Consider the following 20,026-nt stretch of genomic DNA (forward strand, 5'->3'; position numbering starts at 1 on the left):
TCGACCTCTCTATCACTGGCAAACAACCACTAGCGATTCAACACATTCCCCATCCACCGCAAATACTCCCCCCGCTCGGAAATGGAGTTATGCCCCGAGTCCGGCACCACCTTCAGCGTCGCCACGCCCGCAGGAAAACTCTCGAACAAGCGCTGCGTGCTGCTGCGTCCAATCACGTCGTCATCGCTGGCCGCCAACAGCAACGTCGGCGTGCGGATATGCGCCGCGTACTCGCCCGATTCAAAACGATCCTTGAGCAACCACTTCACCGGCACCCACGGGTATTGCCGTGCGGCGATTTCCTCGAGGCTGTTGAACGGCGTCACCAGAATCAGATTCTGCACCGGCCGCTGACTGGCCAGGCGCACCGCCACCCCCGAACCGAGGCTGCGACCGACCACGGCGACCTGCGGATGAGTGGCATAGACCTGATCGAACAACGCCAGTGCATCTTCGGCAATCGCGGCTTCCGATGGCGAGCCGGTGCTGCCAGCAAAGCCCCGGTAATGAAGGAAATACAGCGAGTAGTCAGGAAACGCCTCAGTGAATTCCGGCAGATTTCGCGATACGTCCTCGGCATTGCCGCCGAAATAAATCAGTGCGCGCGATCCGCTGCGCTCTCGGGTTGTCACCCAGACCTCGGCATCCGGCATCGGCAGTTTCATTCGCGAGTCCGCTGCAACCACGGCGGCAGGCTGGGGAAACCAGATCAGCGAGCGCTGAAACACGAACAGCGCGGCGCACAGCACCAGGTACACGGCAATGATGAAAATGACGAGTAACATCAGGGTTCGGGACATTCGGCTACTTTTAACGGGGAGAGAGGTTGGCTGTGGCAGTGTAGTTCAGCGACTGCGCCTGACAGCCGGCGCACACACCGTGCAACAGATCCGCGCAGCAGGAGGACTCGCATGCGCCACACTGAGGGTTACTCACGTCGCCGCTTGCTCACGCTGGCTGCCCAAGCTGCGGCGCTGCTCACCATTGATCGGGCATTGGCCGGCAGCGTAGCGCCGACCGCCACTGCGCCGCCCACGGCAGGAGACCAGACCATGCAGACCCGCGCCATCCCTTCCAGCTCCGAGGCACTGCCCATGGTCGGGTTGGGCACGTATCGCGGTTTCGACGTCGCCCCGGGCGATCCGGTTTACCGGCAATTGCCCGCTGTCCTCGAGGCGCTGTTCAGGAAGGGCGGCACGCTGATCGACAGCTCACCCATGTACGGCCGCGCCGAGCAAACCACCGGTGAACTGCTGTCGATCCACGAACCGCGCTCGCCGGCGTTTCTCGCCACCAAGGTATGGACGCGCGGGCGCAAAGAGGGCATCGCGCAGATGGAGCAGTCGTTCAGACTGCTGCAAACCGAGCGCATCGACCTGATGCAGATTCACAACCTGCTCGACTGGCAAACCCACTTGCCGATGCTGCGCGAATGGCAGGAGCAGGGGCGGATTCGCTACATCGGCATCACCCATTACACCTCGTCGGCGTATGACGAGGTCGAAGCGGTGCTGAAAGCCGAGAAGCTGGATTTTCTGCAGATCAACTACGCCCTCGATGATCGTGCGGTCGAGAAACGCATCCTGCCGCTGTGCCGCGAGCGTGGGGTGGCGGTGATTTGCAATCGGCCCTTTGGCGGCGGTGGTTTGCTCGCCCGGCTCAAAGGCAAGTCGCTGCCGGCGTGGGTCTCGGATGTGCAGGTCAACAGCTGGCCGCAACTGGCACTGAAATTTCTCCTGGCGCATCCGGCGGTGACCTGCGTGATTCCCGGCACCAGCAATCCGCGCTACATGGTTGACAACGCCGGAGCCGGTTTTGGGCCGATGCTGACCGATGCGCAGCGGCATCAGTTGATTGCGTTGCTGGGCTGAGCCGGGTCAACCGCGATAGCGCAACGCCTCCAGCAACAACGCAAACGCTGGCGCTGCCTGGCGCCGGCTCGGGTAGTACAGGTGATAACCGGAAAATGTCGGGCACCAGTCTCCCAGCACCTGGACCAGGCGGCCGTCGGCGAGAAACGGCGCGACGACGTTTTCCGGGATGTAGCTCAGCCCGAAACCGTCCAGTGCGGCGTCGAGCAATGGGTACACGCCATTCAGGGTGACCTGCCCGGCAACGCGCACTTTCAGGCTTTCACCGTCCTTTTCGAACTCCCACGAATACAGCCCGCCATTGGTTGGCAGGCGCAGGTTGTTACAGGCGTGGTCGGTCAGGTCGCGCGGGGTTTGCGGTGCAGGGCGCCGGGCGAAGTAGGCGGGGGAGCCTACCACCGCCATGCGCATGTCCGGACCGATACGGGTGGCGATCATGCCTTGGGCAACGTCTTCGCCCAGGCGCACACCGGCATCGAAGCCTTGGCCGGCGATGTCGACGAAGCCATAGTCACAGCAAACCTCGACGGACACATCCGGGTACTGCGGCAGGAAATCCTGCAACACCGGACGCAGGATCCAGTTCAGCGAATGGTCGGTGGCGCTGATGCGGATCTTTCCCGCCGGGGTTTCGCGCAGGTTGCTCAGGGCGGCCAGTTCCACCTCGATTTCCTCGAAGCGCGGGCCGATGGTTTGCAGCAAGTGTTCGCCGGCCTCGGTCGGCGACACGCTGCGCGTGGTGCGGGTCAGCAGGCGCAGGCCGAGTCGCGCCTCGAGACTGCGAATGGTGTGGCTGAGCGCCGATTGCGACACGCCGAGTTTGGCTGCGGCCTTGGTGAAACTGCGTTCACGGGCGACGGCGAGAAAGGCGAGCAGGTCGGTGGCGTTTTCCCGAAGCATTGATGATTGTCCTGCATAAGTTTTTTCGGATTCTAGTCGATTATCCAAAGAGTGCGGATCGCTACAGTGGTTGCATCATTTATTGGAGGAAATGCCATGAACCCGATTGCTGCTTCCGCGCTGACGCTTTCGCTGCTTGCTGGTGAGGTGCAGGCCACCGAAAATCCCCGTGTCACGGTCACACCGAATGGCTCGCAACCATCGGCGAAAGGCCCGGCTGACTGGTTTACCGGCACGGTGCGGGTGGATGCGCCGTTCAAAGGCACCGATGAGGCGCGGGTCAGTGGTGCGACCGTAACGTTCGAGCCGGGCGCGCGCACTGCATGGCATACCCATCCGCTGGGGCAGACATTGATCGTCACCTCGGGGGCAGGCTTCGTGCAGGAGTGGGGCCAGCCGGTTCGTGAAATCCGCCCGGGCGACACCGTGTGGATTGCCCCGGGCGCCAAACATTGGCACGGCGCAGCACCGACGACGGCGATGAGTCATATCGCGATTGCCGAAGTGCTGGATGGCAAGGTGGTGGACTGGATGGAGCAGGTCAGTGAAGAGCAATATCCGCGCTAAGCGAGGCTCCCTGTAGGAGCTGTCGAGTGCAACGAGGCTGCGATCTATTGATCTTGCTTTGGAGATTAAAAGATCACAGCCTGCGGCAGTTCCTACAGGGGGGTTTTAACGTCGACGTTTCTTCAGATCATCTCCGGCAACGAATCAAGAATCTTGTCCAGCGTAATCGGATACTCCCGCACCCTTGCGCCGGTGGCGTTGTAGATCGCATTCGCCACCGCCGCACTCACGCCGCAAATTCCCAATTCACCCACGCCCTTGGCCTTCATCGGCGACGAAATCGGGTCGGTTTCTTCGAGGAAGATCACTTCCTGATGCGGGATATCGGCGTGCACCGGCACTTCGTATCCGGCGAGGTCATGGTTGACGAAAAAGCCCAGGCGCTTGTCCACCGCCAGCTCTTCCATCAACGCCGCGCCGACGCCCATGGTCATCGCGCCGATGACCTGACTGCGCGCCGACGTCGGGTTGAGGATCCGCCCCGCAGCGCACACCGCCAACATGCGCCGTACACGCACTTCGCCAGTGGCAGCATCGACGGCGACTTCGACGAAATGCGCGCCGAAGGTCGATTGCTGATATTTCTCGGCCAGATCACCGAACTCGATGCTGTCCTCGCCGACCAGCGCGCCGCCTTCAGCGGCATTGCGCAGCGGCAGGCTATTGCTGCCGACGCGCACCTGACCATCGGCGAACTCCGCCTGATCCGCCGCGAGTCCCAGCTTCTGCGCCACCGCTTCGCGCAGTTTCACGCACGCAGCGTAGACCCCGGCGGTCGAGCAGTTGCCGCCGAACTGGCCACCGGAACCGGCCGACACCGGGAAGTCCGAATCGCCCAGACGCACCACCACATCATTGAGACCAACGCCCATCATCTCGGCAGCGGTCTGCGCAATGATCGTGTAGCTGCCGGTGCCGATATCGGTCATGTCCGATTCAACAACGACCTTGCCGTCACGCTCCAGGCGCACACGGGCGCCGGACTTGACCAGCAAATTGTTGCGAAACGCCGCCGCCACACCCATGCCGATCAGCCAACGGCCTTCACGACGGCTGCCCGGTTGTGCCTTGCGCTGATCCCAGCCGAATTTCTCGGCGCCGATCTGCAGGCATTTGACCAGTTGGCGTTGGGAGAACGGCCGCTCGGTTTTCACCGGGTCGACTTGAGTGTCGTTAGCGATGCGGAACAGCACCGGGTCCATCTTCAGCTGTTCGGCCATTTCGTCCATGGCGATTTCCAGCACCATCAGCCCCGGCGCTTCACCCGGCGCGCGCATGGCATTGCCTTCGGGCAGGTCGAGCGGGGCGAGGCGCATGCTGACGCGGCGGTTTTCTGCGGCGTAGAGCAACTGGCTCGGTTGCGCGGCCAGTTCGACCTTGCCGTCGGCGAGGTTGCCCGACCAGCCTTCATGGGCAATGGCGGTCAGCTTGCCGTCCGCCGTGGCGGCCATGCGGATGCGCTGAATCGTTGCCGGGCGATGGGTGGTGTTGTTGGCCATTTGCGGGCGGGCGAGGGCGACTTTCACCGGCCGCCCCGCCATGCGCGCGCCGAGAGCGGCGAGAATCACGTCGGCGCGGATGAACAGTTTGCCGCCGAAACCACCGCCGATGTACGGCGAGACCAATCGGACTTTTTCCTTCGGCAGGCCGAGGGTTTTCGCGATGTCACCGACACTCCAGGCGACCATCTGGTTCGACGTCCACACGGTCAGCTGATCGCCTTTCCACGCGGCGAGTGTGGCGTGCGGTTCCATCATCGCGTGGGACTGGTCTGGTGTGGTGTAGGTCTGATCGAACTGCACCGGAGCGGCGGTGAAGGCCTTGTCGAAGTCGCCGTGATTGACGTCCGGCAACTCGTCTTTCGGCTCGACACCGAGGTCTTTGACGCTGGCCAGATCGAACTTGCCTTCGCTGGTCTCGTAATCGACCCTGACCAATTGCGCAGCGGCGCGGGCCTGTTCGAAGGTTTCGGCAACCACCAATGCAACGGCTTGCTGGTAGTGCTGTACCTCGGGACCGGCGAGCAGATGCGCGGCGTTGTAATCACCTTTGTCTAGCTTGCCGGCGTTCTCGGCAGTGACGATTGCGAGTACGCCGGGTGCGGCTTTGGCCTCGTCGAGATGAATGGCTTTGATCCGCCCTTTGGCAATCGCCGAATCGACCATGAAACCGTAGGCCTGATTGGCTGCCGCCTCATGTTGCTCGTAGGCGTAAGTGGCTTGGCCGCTGGTTTTCAACGGGCCTTCGATGCGCTCGGTGGGCTGGCCGACGACTTTCAGGCGGTCGATGGGATTGGTGGTGGCGGGCGTGTCGAATTTCATGCGGTTTCCCTCGCTTGCGCCAACACCGAAGCCAGCGTGCGCTCGACCAGTGTCAGTTTGAATTGATTGTCATCGGTGGGTGTCGCGCCCTCAAGCAGGCGTTCGCTGACCGCTTTGGCGCCCTTGGGCAACAGCGCTTCAGCGGCTTCGACCCGCCACGGTTTCGGCGCAACGCCGCCGACGGCGACACGGCCGGTGCCGTCCTTTTGCAGGATCAGACCGACCGAGACCAGGGCAAACGCGTAGGACGAGCGATCCCGCACCTTGTGATAAATGTGCGTGCCGCCAACCGGCGCCGGCAGGGTCACGGCGGTAATGAATTCACCGGGCTTGAGACTGGTTTCGATGTGCGGCGTGTTGCCCGGCAATTGATGGAAATCCGCCATGGCAATGTTGCGCGTGCTGCCGTCAGGCTTGACCGTTTCGATCTGCGCATCGAGTGCGCGCATGGCAATGGCCATGTCGCTCGGGTGGGTTGCAATACAAGCGTCGCTGACGCCGATGATTCCGAGTTGCCGAGTCACGCCACCGATCGCCGCGCAGCCGCTGCCGGGGTTGCGTTTGTTGCAGGCTTGGTGGGTGTCGTAAAAGTACGGGCAGCGGGTGCGTTGCAGCAGGTTGCCGGCGGTGGTCGCCATATTGCGCAGCTGCCCGGAAGCCCCGGCGAGCAGGGCGCGGGAGAGCAGGGCGTAGTCCTTGCGCACGCGCGCGTCGGCGGCCAGATCGGTGTTGCGTACCAGCGCACCGATGCGCAGTCCGCCTTCGGGCGTGGCTTCGATCTGGTCCAGGCCGAGGTGGTTGATGTCGATCAGGTGTACCGGGGTTTCGATGTCGAGTTTCATCAGGTCGAGCAGGTTGGTGCCGCCGGCGATGAACTTGGCGCCCTCGACTTGCGCAGCCTGGGAAGCGGCTGCGGCAGGCGAGTCGGCGCGGCTGTAATTGAAGGCTCTCATGCCGGCACCTCCGCGACTTCAGTGATGGCTTCGATGATGTTCGAGTAAGCGCCACAGCGGCAGATATTGCCGCTCATGCGCTCCTGCAGTTCGGCGGCAATCAGTTTCGGCGGCTCGGTCAGGCTCGGGCTGACGTGGCTGGGAATGCCGTCGCGGATTTCTTTGAGCACAGCGACCGCCGAGCAGATCTGCCCAGGGGTGCAATAGCCGCACTGGTAACCGTCGTGCTTGATGAACGCGGCCTGCATCGGGTGCAGCTTGTCCGGCATGCCGAGGCCTTCGATGGTGGTCACGTCACTGCCGTCGTGCATGACTGCGAGGGTCAGGCAGGAATTGATCCGCCGACCGTCGGCGATCACCGTGCAGGCGCCGCACTGGCCGTGGTCGCAGCCTTTTTTGGTGCCGGTCAGGTGCAGGTGTTCGCGCAGGGCGTCGAGCAGGGTAGTCCGGGTGTCTACTTCGAGGGTTTGCGGTTTACCGTTGACTTGCAGGGTCACTTTACTCATGGCCGGTTGCTCCAGACTGGCCGCGTAGGCCTTGAGGCTGATAAAGGGGGGCATGGCGAACGCCGTCGCGGTTACGGCGCCGAGGATCATGAAGTTGCGTCGGGAAATCGGCATGGTTCGATTCCTTTTCTCTCATCGGGCGGCAGGATTGCAAAAGGCCCAAACGGGCGCGCCGGCATGCATGCCAGTCTCGTAAAAGGAGTGACCGCAGCGGGAGGGAAAAGGTTTTGTCGGATTTGCGCTAAAGAGTTATGTGCGGAGCTCATCAATAGACCCGTGGGAGCGAGTCTGCTCGCGAAAGCGTCGGGCCAGACCCAGCCGCTGCTGGATGTGCCGACCTCTTCGCGAGCAGGCTCGCTCCCACAGTGGAGATGTGTTTTTCAGTTATGGCCCACCCACCACCATCGAGGTAAACGGTGCGACATACGCCTGCAACGTCACCAGCCCGCCGACCAGGATCGCCAGCACGATCGAGTGGAAGAACACGTAACGCAGGATCTCGCCTTCATGCCCATACCAACGGGTCGCGGTGGAGGCGACGACGATCGACTGCGCGTCGACCATCTTGCCCATCACCCCACCGGAACTGTTCGCTGCCGCCATCAGCACCGGACTGATACCCAGCTGTTCCGAGGTCACCCGTTGCAAGCCGCCAAACAGCACGTTTGACGCGGTATCGGAACCGGTCAGCGCCACCCCCAGCCAGCCGAGCAGCGTGCCGAACATCGGGTAGAAAATCCCCGTCGCCGCAAACGCCAGGCCCATGGTCGCATCCAGCCCCGAATAGCGCGTGAGGAAGCCCAGCGCCAGCATCGCCGCAATCGTGATCAACGAAAACCGCACCACCCACAACGTGCGCAGGTACTGCTTGATCAGTTGCGGGATCGAATAACCCATCAGCAGACCGCCGACAATCGCCGCCAGCAAAATCCCGCTGCCGGTCGCGGTCAGCCAGGTGAACTTGTAAATCGCTTCCTCGGCTTTCGGCGCCGCGACAACCGGCGGTACTTTCTCGATTTGCAGGTGCAGACCGGTGAAGGTCAGCGCCGGGGCGAAGATCGGATTGGCCTCGCGCATCGGTTTGCCTTGCGGGTCGAGCTTGGCCGATTGCGTGACCGGGTCGATCACCGGGCGCGTATCGAACATGTTCTTGAAGCCCTGCGTGCCCCAGGCAAACACGAACACCGTGAGAATGATCCACGGCATCCACGCGCGCATCACTGCCGGGCGCGCCTGATCGCTGAACGCGGCGCTGGCGGTGACTGTTTCTTCGTCGACCTTGGAGTTGTCGACGCGCCCGGACAGCGCCGCCGAGGTATGGATCGTCGCTGGTTTCCATACCTTGAGGAACAGCGTCAGACAGGCCATGGAAATCAGCGCAGCGATGACGTCCACCAGCATCGGCCCGTGGTAGTTGGACACGAGAAATTGCGGGATGGCGAAACTCACCCCGGCCACCAGAATCGCCGGCCACACCTCCAGCATCTTGCGCCACCCGGCAAACGCCCAGATCAACCAGAACGGCACCAGCACCGAGAAGAACGGCAACTGCCGGCCGACCATCATCGACAGCTCCATCTCATCCAGCCCGGTGACTTTGGCCAAGGTGATGATCGGTGTGCCCAGCGCACCGAAAGCGACGGGCGCGGTATTGGCGATGAGCGCCAGACCCGATGCGGCCAATGGCGAAAAACCCAGGCCGATCAGAATCGCCCCGGTGACCGCCACCGGCGTGCCAAAGCCTGCCGCGCCTTCGAAGAACGCACCGAAACAGAAGGCGATCAGCAGCAACTGCAAACGTCGGTCATCGGTGATGCGCGCGAGGGAGTCCTGCAGCACTTTGAACGAACCGTTTTCGGTGGTCAGGCGATGCAGAAAGATGATGTTGAGCACAATCCAGCCGATCGGCAGCAAGCCATTCGCCGCGCCGAACAACGCCGCCGAACCGGCCATGCCCGCCGGCATGTCGAAGGCGAAAATCGAGATCAGCAGGGCCGACGCCAGCGCCAACAACGCCGCCAGATGCGCCTTGACGTGAAAGAACGCCAGCGCCGCGAGCATCACCACCACCGGCACTGCGGCCATCAGCGTGGAGAGTACCGGGTTGCCGAACGGGTCGTAGATTTGCTGCCAGACCATGATCCACCTCTGCTTATTGTTATTGAGGGCGCAGATCCATTGCATGGGGGTAGGTTGCAAGCAGTATAGGTGGCGTTACGCCGCTGTTCGGCTGCGACGAACGAGCCGACAAACGGTCGATAGTGGCCACTGAATCAACGCGCTTTTGCCCGGTCGTATCTGCGGCTGCGCGTACTGCGTCCCGAAGACGCGGGCAGCGTGGCGATTTCCGTCGTCAAGACCTTGGGTTTTAGGGAAGTGTTGAATGAAGCAAGCGACAACCATGCTGCTCACTGTGACCGCCGCCGTATTGCTCAGCGGCTGTATTGCGGATTTTGATGATGACCACCGCCATGGCCGGCACTACGACCGCGACCATGGCCGCTATTACGACCATGACCGGCGCTGGGACGACCGCGATGACGACCGCCGCGATGGCCGTCGTTATCACCGTGATCGCGATGATGACTGATTGAATGAAGAGGGCGTTCCCGTCAAAGGAACGCCCTCTGTGCATCAGCCTCAGTTGAAAAAACGAGCGTTCGCCTGGACGCGGGATCGCGCAGGCACCGAGGCCTCGTGATCGAGCAAATGGGTGGCGAGTATGTCGCTCAGAAAACGGAACTGATCGTTGAGGTCGACCACTTCATTGCTGAAATGATTGCTGGCGGCGGGCATCAGCAGATCGTCGAAATCCTTGTTGAACACCAGCGTCTGCGCTTTGCGCGGCACGACGTGCTGTTGGTAGTAGTTGCTGCCGAACACCGGGAAACTCACGGAGAGGGTGACTTGGGTGTGGATCATGATGTGAACGCCTCGTTGTGTTTCGGATGGGTCAATCGTGCCTTTCAGCAAGGGAGGGCGGAAGGCAATCGTGGCGATGGTGGATATCGATGGTGGTGATGGTTGAGGTTTGTGGTGCTGCTGTTGGCGCCTTCGCGAGCAGGCTCGCTCCCACAGGTGCAAGGCATTCAGATGTGGGAGCGAGCCTGCTCGCGAAGAGGCCGGAACCTTCAGCATCGAAATCGACTGACCCACCTATACTCAAACCTGCACCTCCCCAAGCCAAAGGACACCACCACCGTGAACCCACGCGCGCTGGTCGTCGCCGCACTGCTTTTGCTGGCCGGCTGCGCCACTTCGGCCCGGGCGCCGGTGAGTGCGCCGCAGGCGGTGGTGGTGTCGGCGCAAACCTGGCAGCAGATCGACCGCGAGATCCTCAGCGCATCGCAACAGGCCACCGAGCAGGTCAAGCTGTTCGCCCGTGGCTCGATGGAACATTGGCGCACTCGGGTCTATCAGCAAACTGAAGAAAATTTCATCCCCTGGTTCAGCAGCTACTGGACCCAGGAGTGGCTGTCGATGAAGGTCAGTTGGTACACGATCAGCGCCGGCGGTGAGCAGGACGCTTCGGCGAAACGGCTGGCGGCGTATCTGCTTGAGCAATATCAGGAAAAAGTCCTTGCGCCGGTCGCCGTGGAGATCGATCCGGATGCGATCCTGGCGCAGGCCACGGCGTTCTACGCGCAATTGATGGCGCAGCAGATGCCGCTCATCGCCCAGCGTCATGGTGTGCCGATTGCGCAGCTCAACGGGCGCTTGCAGAAGATCCCGGCCATCGCCCTCGGCCCGCCGCCTGCGCGGGATGCGTCGCTGTTCAAAGTCATCAGCACCGAGCCGCTCAACACCCTCCCGGCGTACGCCGCACTGATCGACAAGATCCACACCGACGGCGGCGCCAAGGGCATTTCCTCCACCGACGCGGCGATGGCCCCGGTGGCCAAGCGCGCCAGCCAGCGCATCGAAGCAGAAATGGCCCCGCGCGGCGCCGCCAGTGCGGTGGCGGCAGCGGCGGGTAAACTCGCCGGGGCGATGATTTCGGTCGGCGTGGCCGGCATACGCGCAATCATCCAGGCCAACGACCGCCCCGACAGCGAAGCGCTGATCCGCAGCAGCCTCGGCAACACCTTCGACAAGGCCTGGCAGAAGCTGCTGCAGAATCCGACCACGGGGGTGATGGCCGGCACGCTGCACATGGCCGGGCAGGTCGAAGGTAATCTGGGCGTGAGTGAACCATCGCCTATCGGTGTGAGCGCTGTGCCATAGCGCTTGTACCTGCGAAGTTTTGTTGGCGGCGGTCGCGCCCGGATCAGAGCGGATGCTAGTCTTGCGCAACGCTGTTGTCAGGGAGCCCACATGGGCAATCACAAGATCGAAATTCGCCGCAGTAACGTCGAGAAAATCCTGCTGGCGGCGGAAAAGGTTTTCGCCGAAAAAGGCTTCGGCAGCACCGCCATGGCGGACATCGCTGCCGAAGTGCAGTTGCCGCGTTCCAATCTGCATTACTACTTCAGCACCAAGAGCGAGCTGTACAGCGCAGTGCTGTTCGATCTGCTGGAAGTGTGGAAGCAGGACGCGCTGTGCTTCGAGATGTTCGACGACCCGCGCGTGGTGCTGAGCAGCTACATCCGCGCCAAGATGAACCACTCACGCAGCCGGCCCTATGGCTCGAAAGTCTGGGCCAACGAGATCATCCACGGCGCGCCGACCCTGGGCGAGGCGCTGGATGCGAGCCTGTATGACTGGGCGAAGATGAAGGAAGCGAAGATTCGCCAGTGGGTCGAGGACAAGCGGATTCTGCCGGTGGAGCCGTCGGGGTTGCTGTACATGATCTGGGCGTCGACCCAGCACTACGCCGACTTCGATCATCAGGTGAACATTCTCAATGATCACCAGCCGTTGTCGGATATGCAGTTCGAGCGGGCGGTGCAGACCGTGACAGGTGTGATTTTGCGCGGGATCGGGCTGGAGCCTTGAACCCTGTAGTGGCCGGATTGGCCTCTTCGCGAGCAGGCTCGCTCCCTCGCGAAATTGATCGTTCCCACGCTCCGCGTGGGAATGCTTCCAGGGACGCTCCGCGTTCCAATGGGACGCAGAGCGTCCCGGGCTGCATTCCCACGCAGGAGCGTGGGAACGATCAATTAAACCGCGACGTGATAGGGGTTGCGTGGATCATGATTCCAGTCCAGAAACGGCTTGCCCGTGTCCATCGGCACCATCTCGATGCAGTCGGCCACGGGGCAGGTGATCTGGCACAGGTTGCAGCCCACACATTCCTCATCGATCACTTCATATTTATGCGTGCCGTCGGCCTGTTTCAGACTGCCGATCGCCTGGTGTGAGGTGTCCTCACAAGCGATGTGGCAACGCCCGCAACCAATGCACGCCTCCTGGTCGATCTTCGCGATCACTTGGTAGTTGATATCGAGGTATTTCCAGTCGGTGGTATTGCCCACGGCGCGCCCGGAAAATTCGGCGATGTTGGCGTAACCCTGGCTGTCCATCCACCGCGACAGGCCATCCTTCATCTCTTCGACAATGCGGAAACCATGCAGCATCGCCGCCGTGCACACCTGCACCGCGCCGCTGCCCAGCGCCATGAACTCGGCGGCGTCGCGCCAGCTGCCGATGCCGCCAATGCCGCAGATTGGCAAGCCCTGGGTCTGCGGATCACGGGCGATTTCGGCAACCATGTTCAGCGCAATCGGCTTGACCGCCGAGCCGCAGTAACCGCCGTGGGTGCTTTTGCTGCCGACGGTGGGCAGGGCGACCATGTGGTCCAGGTCGACGCTGGTGATCGAGTTGATCGTGTTGATCAGCGACACCGCATCGGCGCCACCACGATGCGCCGCCCGGGCAGCGACGCGGATGTCGGTGATGTTCGGGGTGAGTTTGACGATCACCGGCAGCGAGCAGTACGTCTTGCACCAGCGCGTCACCTGCTCGACGTACTCCGGCACCTGGCCGACCGCTGCGCCCATGCCGCGTTCGGGCATGCCGTGGGGGCAGCCGAAGTTCAGTTCGATGCCGTCGGCGCCAGTGGCCTCGACCAGCGGCAGGATGTGTTTCCACGACTCCTCGACACACGGCACCATCAGCGACACTATCAACGCGCGATCCGGCCAATCCTTTTTCACCTGAGTGATTTCGCGCAGGTTGATTTCCAGTGAACGGTCGGTGATCAGTTCGATGTTGTTGATGCCCAGCACTTCGCGATTGGCACCGTAATGCGCCGAATAACGCGAGGAAACGTTGACCGCCGCTGGATCCTCACCCAGGGTTTTCCAGACCACGCCACCCCAGCCCGCTTCGAAGGCGCGGACCACGTTGTAGGCTTTGTCGGTGGGTGGCGCTGAGGCCAGCCAGAACGGGTTGGGCGCTTTGATACCGGCGAAGACTATCGAGAGATCGGCCATTTACGCAGCCTCCACGTTGAGCATCAGTTGAGCGTTGATCGCCTCGGCGGCGCGTTTGCCATGCTGCACCGCTTGCACGGTGAGGTCCTGATCGAGGCTGGTGCAGTCGCCGCCGGCATACACGCCGGGGACGCTGGTGCGCAGGTGTTCATCGACCTCGATGCGTTCGCCCTGACGTTTGAGCTCGCGCGCCAGCGGATCGCTGAGGGCGTTGTCATCGAAGCTTTGGCCGATCGCTTTGAAGATCGCATCGGCAGCCAGCTCGAAGGTTTCTCCGGTGGTTTGCAGACGGCCTTCAACCAGATCGGTGCGGGCGAAACGCATGCCGCGCACGCGGCCCTGATCATCGAGCAACACTTGCTCCGGCTGCGCCCAGGTCAGCAATCGCACCTGATTGGCTTTGGCGATGTCCTGCTCATGGTGGGTGGCGCCCATGTCTGCGGCACCACGGCGATACACCAGATTGACGTCGCGCGCGCCGAGGCGGGCCATTTGCACGGCCATGTCGATCGCGGTGTTGCCGGCGCCGAGAACGATGCAGCGTTCGGCCAAGGGCAGTTGCGTGAGGTCATCGGCCTGGCGCAGTTCGCGGATGTAGTCGGTGGCGGCGAGCAGGCCCGGCGCGTCTTCGTGGGCCAGACCGAGTTGCTTGCTGGCATTCAGGCCGAGGCCGAGGAATACCGCGTCAAACTGCTGATGCAGTTCGCTGAGGGTGAGGTTTGCACCGAGTTTCTGGCCGTGGCGGATTTCTATCCCGCCAATCTGCAGGAGAAAGTCCAGCTCCTTCTGCGCGTAGTCATCGACCAGTTTGTACTTGGCGATGCCGTACTCGTTGAGCCCGCCGGCCTTTTCCCGTGCTTCGAAAATCACCACGTCATGCCCGTGCATCGCGCTGCGATGGGCGCAGGACAACCCGGCCGGCCCGGCGCCGACCACGGCGATACGTTTGCCTGTGGCCGGGGCGCGCTGGAACGGATGTTCGGCGAAATGTGCGTTGTCTACGGCATAACGTTGCAGCAGACCAATCAGCACCGGCGCACATTCCTGCGCGTTGTTGCGCACGCAGGCCTGCTGGCAGAGGATTTCCGTCGGACAGACCCGCGCGCAACTGCCGCCGAGGATGTTTGCCGAAAGGATTTTCTGCGCCGCGCCTTGGACGTTGTCCTGATGGATGTTGCGGATGAATGACGGGATGTCGATTTCGCTGGGGCATGCATTGACGCAAGGCGCGTCGTAGCAATACAGGCAGCGCGAGGCTTCCAGATGCGCCTGACGGGCATTGAGCGGCGGCGCCAGATCAGTGAAATGGCCGGCGAGGGCGGCCGCGCTTTCGTGCGGGTGGGGGAGGTGGTTCAGGGTCTCGATCACGGTTTATGGCCTCATGGCTAATTGAGGTGCTGCCTCTGGTGGGCAGTGGTTGATCGTTCCCACGCTCTGCGTGGGAATGCCTCAAGGGACGCTCTGCGTTCCAATGGGACGCAGAGCGTCCCGGGCTGCATTCCCACGCAGAGCATGGGAACGATCACTAGGGGTCAGCGTTTAACGGCAGTCGGCTTATGCAACTCCGCCCGCTTGCTCAACAAATCAAACACCGCCGGGTAGGCCGGCCGTTCGATGTAGCGCCCGGCGCCGCGTTCGGCGCGCAGGTCGCCGTCGGCCCAGACCACACGGCCCTGGCTGACGGTGTGGCTCGGCACGCCGCGCACGGTCTTGCCTTCGAAGATGTTGAAGTCCACCTGCTGATGGTGGGTCTTGGCGGAAATGGTCCGAGTGCCTTGCGGATCCCACAGCACCAGATCGGCATCGGCGCCCACGCGGATCGCACCTTTGCGTGGATAGAGATTGAAAATCTTCGCGGTGTTGGTGGAGGTCAGCGCAACGAAATCCTGCATCGACAATCGCCCGGAGTTGACGCCTTCATCCCACAACACCGCCATGCGGTCTTCGATACCGGCGGTGCCGTTGGGAATCTTGCTGAAGTCGTCGCGGCCGGCGGCTTTCTGCTCGGCGCAAAAGCAGCAGTGGTCGGTGGCGGTGGTGTGCAGATTGCCGTTCTGCAGCCCGTGCCACAGCGCCTCCTGATGGCCGCGCGGACGGAACGGCGGGCTCATCACGTAGCCGGCGGCGGTCTGCCAGTCCGGGTGTTGATAGACGCTGTCGTCAAGCAGCAAGTGCCCGGCCAGCACCTCGCCGTACACCGGCTGGCCCTTGCTGCGGGCATAGGTGATTTCGTCGAGGGCTTCCTTGGTGGAAACGTGCACCAGGTACAACGGCGTTCCGATGGTTTCGGCGATACGGATCGCCCGGCTCGCGGCTTCACCTTCGACCTGCGAAGGTCGCGACAGCGGATGCGCCTCCGGCCCGGTAATGCCCTGGGCCATCAGCTTGCGTTGCAGGTGATAGACCAGCTCGCCATTTTCCGCGTGCACGGTCGGCACCGCACCGAGTTCCAGGCAGCGCTCGAAACTCGCCACCAGGGTGTCGTCGGCGGCCATGATCGCGTTCTTGTAGGCCATGAAATGCTTGAAGCTGTTGATGCCGTGGTGGCTGACCAGCTCGGCCATTTCCTCGCGCACCTGCTCGCTCCACCAAGTGATCGCGACGTGGAAGCCATAGTCCGACGCAGACTTTTGCGCCCAGCCGCGCCACTGATGAAACGCGTCCATCAGCGATTGCTGCGGATTGGGAATGACGAAATCGATGATCGAGGTAGTGCCGCCGGCCAGGCCGGCAGCGGTGCCGCTGTAGAAATCCTCGCTGGCAACGGTGCCCATGAACGGCAGTTGCATATGCGTATGCGGATCGATGCCGCCGGGCATCAGGTACTGGCCACTGCCGTCGAGCATTTCTGCGCCGGCGGGAATATCGAGGTTTTCACCAATGGCTTTGATCACGCCGTCAGCGCAATAGACGTCGGCGCGGTAACTTTCATCATGGGTAACAACGGTGGCGCCACGGATCAACAGAGACATTCCGGATTCCTCGCAGGCATGACCGACTTGTGCCGGTTCTAGATGTTTTATTGAAGTACAGCGACGCAGTTCGTATTCCTGTCATCGCTGTCAGGAATAGAAACTAGTCGCGATTTCAAGAATGATCAAGAATATTTTTCATAAGCTTATAGCCTGTTCAAGTTACTGAAAAATAACGATAAAAACTGGAAATCACCAAAATGGTGAGGCTGCTCACCATTTTGACGCACTTGACAGGATGGAAATATGAGCAAGATTTCCTATGTGAAATCAGCCGCTTGAAGTTGTGCTGCGGTTGCGGGTTCACCGACAAAAATGAATGCAGTGCACCAGTTTGAGTCCTGACACTTCGGACAACTTGCCCGACGTTTAGCCTGAGCGTTCAGACAAGTTTTCCCGGACTCATCGAATAATCAATTAAAACTGATGAATATCAGAAAGTTGCAAAGCGTCCAGTGCACCGCCCAAGCGTTCAGCGCCAGACGCGGCACGTTTATTGATGCCGTCGCTGACACCATGGCCGGTGTATGAAAGTTGTCAGTTCCTCCGGCCATCGTCCGGCTGGCGTCGTATGCGCCAGCCGCCTGATGAGCAAAAAATAATCAGAAGAACAGTGGAGCGGCCATGCAACAGACCAGATCACAAGTGACCGAGCGCGACGGCTTGTACGAGCTCGAAGCGGGCAGTGATGTCCTCGACAGTCCCCGCTACAACCACGACATGGCACCGACCAAGGTGCGCGAACGCACCTGGAACAAATGGCACATCACCGCGCTGTGGGTCGGCATGTCGATTTGCGTGCCGACCTACACCCTCGGCGGCGTGCTCACCGCCTATTTCGGCTTGAGCGTCGGCGAAGCGCTGTTGGCGATTCTGTTTGCCAACGTCATCGTGTTGATTCCGCTCACCCTCAATGCTTTCCCCGGCACCAAGTACGGCATTCCGTTTCCGGTGCTGCTGCGCTCGTCGTTCGGCATTCTCGGTTCCAACGTGCCGTGCCTGATCCGCGCGTTGGTGGCGTGTGGCTGGTTCGGCATCCAGACCATGTTCGGCGGCCTGGCGATTCACCTGTTTCTTGGCTCGGTGTTCGAGGGCTGGAAATCCCTCGGCGGCACCGGCGAGGTGATCGGTTTCATGGTGTTCTGGGCGCTGAATCTGTGGGTGGTGATTCGCGGTGCCGAGTCGATCAAATGGCTGGAAACCTTGTCGGCGCCGTTACTGGTGGCGGTGGGCATAGGCCTGCTGGTGTGGGCGATGCCCAATGTGTCGATGACTGAGTTGCTGGCGATCCCGCCCAAGCGTCCGGAAGGCGCCAGCGTGGTCAGTTACTTCGCGGCAGGGCTGACGGCAATGGTCGGGTTCTGGGCCACGCTGTCGCTGAACATTCCCGACTTCAGTCGCTACGCCAAGAGCCAGAAGGATCAGATCCTCGGGCAGATTTTCGGCCTGCCGCTGACCATGTTCCTTTTCGCTGCGCTGGGCGTAGTGATGACCGCCGCATCGGTGAAACTGGTCGGCGTCACCGTGTCCGACCCTGTCACGCTGATCGGCCATATCCAGAGCCCAATGTGGGTCGCTGTGGCCATGGCGCTGATCATCGTTGCCACACTGTCGACCAACACCGCCGCCAATATCGTCTCGCCAACCAATGACTTCCAGAACATCGCACCGAAGGTGATCAACCGCACCAAAGCGGTGTTGCTCACCGGTCTGGTCGGGCTGGTGCTGATGGGCCATGAACTGCTGAAAAAGCTTGGCCTGATCGTTTCCGACATCAGCCTGGAAACCGTGTATTCGAACTGGCTGCTGGGCTACTCAAGCCTGCTCGGGCCGATCGCCGGGATCATGGTGGTGGATTATTTCCTGATCAAGAAACAGCGACTGGACCTCGCCGGGCTGTACCGCGATGACGTATATCCGGCGTGGAACTGGGCGGGTTTTCTCGCCTTTGGCGTGCCGGTGGCGCTGACCTTGCTGTCGCTGGGCAGCGATGCGTTCAGCTGGTTCTACAGCTATGGCTGGTTCACCGGCTCGGCGTTGGGCGGGATTATTTATTACGGGTTGTGTGTGATGCGGGCGCAGCCTTCTGCCGTGAAAACAGCGGTGTAACACATGATCGTTCCCACGCTCTGCGTGGGAATGCAGCCCGGGACGCTCCGCGTCCCAACAGCGGACGCAGAGCGTCCATGGATGAATGCCCACGCAGAGCATGGGCACTATCGGCATCAGCATTGAGGAGATCCCCATGAACGCAGCCGTAGACGTTCTGCAATCCACCCATCAGCACATCAACCGCGATCGCCTCTGGGCCTCGCTCATGGAACTGGCCAGACTCGGCGCCACGGTCAAGGGCGGGGTCTGTCGCCTGGCCCTGACCGACCTCGACCGCCAGGCCCGCGACCTGTTCGTGCAGTGGTGCAAGGACGCCGGTTGCAGCGTCACGGTCGATGCCGTCGGCAACATTTTCGCCCGCCGCGCCGGGCGCAACCCGAGCCTGCCGCCGGTGATGACCGGCAGCCACATCGACACTCAACCCACCGGTGGCAAGTTCGACGGTTGCTTCGGCGTGCTCGCCGGCGTCGAAGTGCTGCGCACCCTCAACGACCTTGGCGTGGAAACCGAAGCGCCGCTGGAAGTGGTGGTCTGGACCAACGAAGAGGGCTCACGCTTCGCCCCGTGCATGATGGGCTCCGGAGTCTTCGCCGAGAAATTCACCCTCGAAGAAACCCTCGCCAAGGTCGATGCCGACGGCGTCACCGTCGGCGAAGCGCTGAATGCGATCGGCTACGCCGGCCCGCGCAAGGTCAGCGGGCACGCGGTCGGCGCGTATTTCGAAGCGCACATCGAGCAAGGCCCGATCCTCGAGGACGAAGAGAAAACCATCGGTGTGGTACTCGGCGCGCTCGGGCAGAAGTGGTTCGACCTGAAATTGCGCGGCGTCGAAGCCCACGCTGGCCCGACGCCGATGCACCTGCGCAAGGATGCCCTGGTCGGCGCCTCGGTGATCGTCGGCGCCGTCAACCGCGCCGCCCTCGGTCATCAGCCCCACGCCTGCGGCACGGTTGGCTGCCTTCAGGCCTATCCCGGCTCGCGCAACGTCATCCCCGGCGAAGTGCGCATGACCCTCGACTTCCGGCATCTGGAGCCGGCGCGGCTGGATTCGATGATTGCCGAAGTGAAACAAGTGATCGAGGCGACCTGCGAAGAGCACGGCCTTACCTACGAATTGACCCCGACCGCCGACTTCCCACCGCTGTACTTCGAAAAGGGCTGTGTCGAGGCGGTGCGCGGCGCCGCGAAAGGGCTGGGTCTGTCGCACATGGATATCGTCAGTGGCGCCGGGCATGACGCGATCTTTCTCGCCGAGCTCGGCCCGGCGGGAATGATTTTTGTGCCATGCGAGGGTGGGATCAGCCACAACGAAATCGAGAATGCCGCACCGGATGATCTCGCGGCGGGGTGTGCGGTGTTGCTAAGGGCGATGCTCGCTGCTTCGGCGATGGTGGCGGACAGCGAGCGTGCCGCCTAAGGTAAACACACCCAGTAAACCTGTGGGAGCGAG

17 protein-coding genes are annotated in these 20,026 nt (G+C 61.9%); 7 read left to right on the forward strand and 10 right to left on the reverse strand.

The window, feature by feature from the left end:
- Positions 1–29 precede the first annotated feature (29 nt).
- Complete coding sequence (locus AC0IXA_RS05355) at positions 30–800, reverse strand: alpha/beta hydrolase (protein ID WP_471812080.1); 771 nt, start codon at positions 798–800, stop codon at positions 30–32.
- A gap of 111 nt (positions 801–911) precedes the next feature.
- On the opposite strand from AC0IXA_RS05355, the gene AC0IXA_RS05360 reads away from it, so the two are divergent.
- Entirely contained in the window at positions 912–1,871 is a 960-nt protein-coding gene (locus AC0IXA_RS05360) for an aldo/keto reductase (RefSeq protein ID WP_177421662.1), read from the forward strand.
- A gap of 6 nt (positions 1,872–1,877) precedes the next feature.
- On the opposite strand, the gene AC0IXA_RS05365 is transcribed toward AC0IXA_RS05360, so the two are convergent.
- Positions 1,878–2,771: a LysR family transcriptional regulator gene (locus tag AC0IXA_RS05365; protein WP_471812082.1), complete on the reverse strand. Its 894-nt coding sequence runs from the start codon at positions 2,769–2,771 to the stop codon at positions 1,878–1,880.
- A gap of 96 nt (positions 2,772–2,867) precedes the next feature.
- Here AC0IXA_RS05365 and AC0IXA_RS05370 point away from each other — a divergent pair, with 96 nt between their 5' ends.
- Entirely contained in the window at positions 2,868–3,338 is a 471-nt protein-coding gene (locus AC0IXA_RS05370; RefSeq protein WP_258603012.1) for a (R)-mandelonitrile lyase, read from the forward strand.
- 122 nt (positions 3,339–3,460) lie between these two features.
- Here the strand turns inward: AC0IXA_RS05370 and paoC are convergent, their stop codons facing one another.
- From paoC to AC0IXA_RS05390, 4 genes are all read right to left on the reverse strand, one after another.
- Complete coding sequence (gene paoC, locus AC0IXA_RS05375; protein WP_471812084.1) at positions 3,461–5,659, reverse strand: aldehyde oxidoreductase molybdenum-binding subunit PaoC; 2,199 nt, start codon at positions 5,657–5,659, stop codon at positions 3,461–3,463.
- Positions 5,656–6,612 carry an FAD binding domain-containing protein gene (locus AC0IXA_RS05380; protein WP_471812086.1) on the reverse strand — a complete coding sequence of 319 codons (957 nt, stop codon included), beginning with the start codon at positions 6,610–6,612 and terminating at the stop codon, positions 5,656–5,658. The genes paoC and AC0IXA_RS05380 overlap by 4 nt, the downstream gene beginning before the upstream one ends.
- On the reverse strand, positions 6,609–7,232 hold the full coding sequence (gene paoA, locus AC0IXA_RS05385) for an aldehyde dehydrogenase iron-sulfur subunit PaoA (RefSeq protein ID WP_110645584.1): 624 nt from the start codon (positions 7,230–7,232) through the stop codon (positions 6,609–6,611). Before paoA ends, AC0IXA_RS05380 begins: the two co-directional genes overlap by 4 nt.
- A gap of 270 nt (positions 7,233–7,502) precedes the next feature.
- Entirely contained in the window at positions 7,503–9,257 is a 1,755-nt protein-coding gene (locus tag AC0IXA_RS05390; protein WP_339101419.1) for an L-lactate permease, read from the reverse strand.
- A 244-nt stretch (positions 9,258–9,501) separates the two neighbouring features.
- On the opposite strand from AC0IXA_RS05390, the gene AC0IXA_RS05395 reads away from it, so the two are divergent.
- Positions 9,502–9,708 (forward strand): hypothetical protein, encoded by a 207-nt coding sequence (locus tag AC0IXA_RS05395; RefSeq protein ID WP_016775135.1) that lies wholly within the window; start codon positions 9,502–9,504, stop codon positions 9,706–9,708.
- A gap of 50 nt (positions 9,709–9,758) precedes the next feature.
- On the opposite strand, the gene AC0IXA_RS05400 is transcribed toward AC0IXA_RS05395, so the two are convergent.
- Entirely contained in the window at positions 9,759–10,040 is a 282-nt protein-coding gene (locus AC0IXA_RS05400) for a hypothetical protein (protein WP_471812088.1), read from the reverse strand.
- Between the two features lie 279 nt (positions 10,041–10,319).
- Here AC0IXA_RS05400 and AC0IXA_RS05405 point away from each other — a divergent pair, with 279 nt between their 5' ends.
- Both AC0IXA_RS05405 and AC0IXA_RS05410 read left to right on the forward strand, forming a co-directional pair.
- Positions 10,320–11,342 (forward strand): hypothetical protein, encoded by a 1,023-nt coding sequence (locus AC0IXA_RS05405; protein WP_123442218.1) that lies wholly within the window; start codon positions 10,320–10,322, stop codon positions 11,340–11,342.
- Positions 11,343–11,432: 90 nt separating this feature from the next.
- On the forward strand, positions 11,433–12,053 hold the full coding sequence (locus AC0IXA_RS05410) for a TetR/AcrR family transcriptional regulator (protein ID WP_024013291.1): 621 nt from the start codon (positions 11,433–11,435) through the stop codon (positions 12,051–12,053).
- A gap of 164 nt (positions 12,054–12,217) precedes the next feature.
- Here AC0IXA_RS05410 and preA read toward each other — a convergent pair whose 3' ends face one another.
- From preA to hydA, 3 genes are all read right to left on the reverse strand, one after another.
- On the reverse strand, positions 12,218–13,492 hold the full coding sequence (gene preA / locus AC0IXA_RS05415; protein ID WP_071172797.1) for an NAD-dependent dihydropyrimidine dehydrogenase subunit PreA: 1,275 nt from the start codon (positions 13,490–13,492) through the stop codon (positions 12,218–12,220).
- Positions 13,493–14,860 (reverse strand): NAD(P)-dependent oxidoreductase, encoded by a 1,368-nt coding sequence (locus AC0IXA_RS05420; protein ID WP_323168136.1) that lies wholly within the window; start codon positions 14,858–14,860, stop codon positions 13,493–13,495.
- Positions 14,861–15,024: 164 nt separating this feature from the next.
- Positions 15,025–16,464: a dihydropyrimidinase gene (gene hydA, locus AC0IXA_RS05425; RefSeq protein WP_262140327.1), complete on the reverse strand. Its 1,440-nt coding sequence runs from the start codon at positions 16,462–16,464 to the stop codon at positions 15,025–15,027.
- A 624-nt stretch (positions 16,465–17,088) separates the two neighbouring features.
- Between hydA and AC0IXA_RS05430 the strand changes: the two genes are divergently transcribed.
- Together AC0IXA_RS05430 and AC0IXA_RS05435 are read left to right on the forward strand one after the other, a co-directional pair.
- Positions 17,089–18,573, forward strand: coding sequence for an NCS1 family nucleobase:cation symporter-1 (locus AC0IXA_RS05430; RefSeq protein WP_471812091.1), 1,485 nt, complete (start codon positions 17,089–17,091; stop codon positions 18,571–18,573).
- 136 nt (positions 18,574–18,709) lie between these two features.
- A complete protein-coding gene (locus AC0IXA_RS05435) occupies positions 18,710–19,993 on the forward strand; it encodes a Zn-dependent hydrolase (RefSeq protein WP_471812093.1) in 1,284 nt (427 codons plus the stop codon).
- Positions 19,994–20,026 lie beyond the last annotated feature (33 nt).

It is taken from the genome of Pseudomonas sp. AC083 (assembly GCF_979253165.1).

What these genes read in the sequence shown, in the direction of transcription:
- AC0IXA_RS05355 (WP_471812080.1), bottom strand. Translation starts at nt 800, where the DNA reads ATGTCCCGAACCCTGATGTTACTCGTCATTTTCATCATTGCCGTGTAC.
- AC0IXA_RS05360 (WP_177421662.1), top strand. Translation starts at nt 912, where the DNA reads ATGCGCCACACTGAGGGTTACTCACGTCGCCGCTTGCTCACGCTGGCT.
- AC0IXA_RS05365 (WP_471812082.1), bottom strand. Translation starts at nt 2,771, where the DNA reads ATGCTTCGGGAAAACGCCACCGACCTGCTCGCCTTTCTCGCCGTCGCC.
- AC0IXA_RS05370 (WP_258603012.1), top strand. Translation starts at nt 2,868, where the DNA reads ATGAACCCGATTGCTGCTTCCGCGCTGACGCTTTCGCTGCTTGCTGGT.
- paoC (WP_471812084.1), bottom strand. Translation starts at nt 5,659, where the DNA reads ATGAAATTCGACACGCCCGCCACCACCAATCCCATCGACCGCCTGAAA.
- AC0IXA_RS05380 (WP_471812086.1), bottom strand. Translation starts at nt 6,612, where the DNA reads ATGAGAGCCTTCAATTACAGCCGCGCCGACTCGCCTGCCGCAGCCGCT.
- paoA (WP_110645584.1), bottom strand. Translation starts at nt 7,232, where the DNA reads ATGCCGATTTCCCGACGCAACTTCATGATCCTCGGCGCCGTAACCGCG.
- AC0IXA_RS05390 (WP_339101419.1), bottom strand. Translation starts at nt 9,257, where the DNA reads ATGGTCTGGCAGCAAATCTACGACCCGTTCGGCAACCCGGTACTCTCC.
- AC0IXA_RS05395 (WP_016775135.1), top strand. Translation starts at nt 9,502, where the DNA reads ATGAAGCAAGCGACAACCATGCTGCTCACTGTGACCGCCGCCGTATTG.
- AC0IXA_RS05400 (WP_471812088.1), bottom strand. Translation starts at nt 10,040, where the DNA reads ATGATCCACACCCAAGTCACCCTCTCCGTGAGTTTCCCGGTGTTCGGC.
- AC0IXA_RS05410 (WP_024013291.1), top strand. Translation starts at nt 11,433, where the DNA reads ATGGGCAATCACAAGATCGAAATTCGCCGCAGTAACGTCGAGAAAATC.
- preA (WP_071172797.1), bottom strand. Translation starts at nt 13,492, where the DNA reads ATGGCCGATCTCTCGATAGTCTTCGCCGGTATCAAAGCGCCCAACCCG.
- hydA (WP_262140327.1), bottom strand. Translation starts at nt 16,464, where the DNA reads ATGTCTCTGTTGATCCGTGGCGCCACCGTTGTTACCCATGATGAAAGT.
- AC0IXA_RS05430 (WP_471812091.1), top strand. Translation starts at nt 17,089, where the DNA reads ATGCAACAGACCAGATCACAAGTGACCGAGCGCGACGGCTTGTACGAG.
- AC0IXA_RS05435 (WP_471812093.1), top strand. Translation starts at nt 18,710, where the DNA reads ATGAACGCAGCCGTAGACGTTCTGCAATCCACCCATCAGCACATCAAC.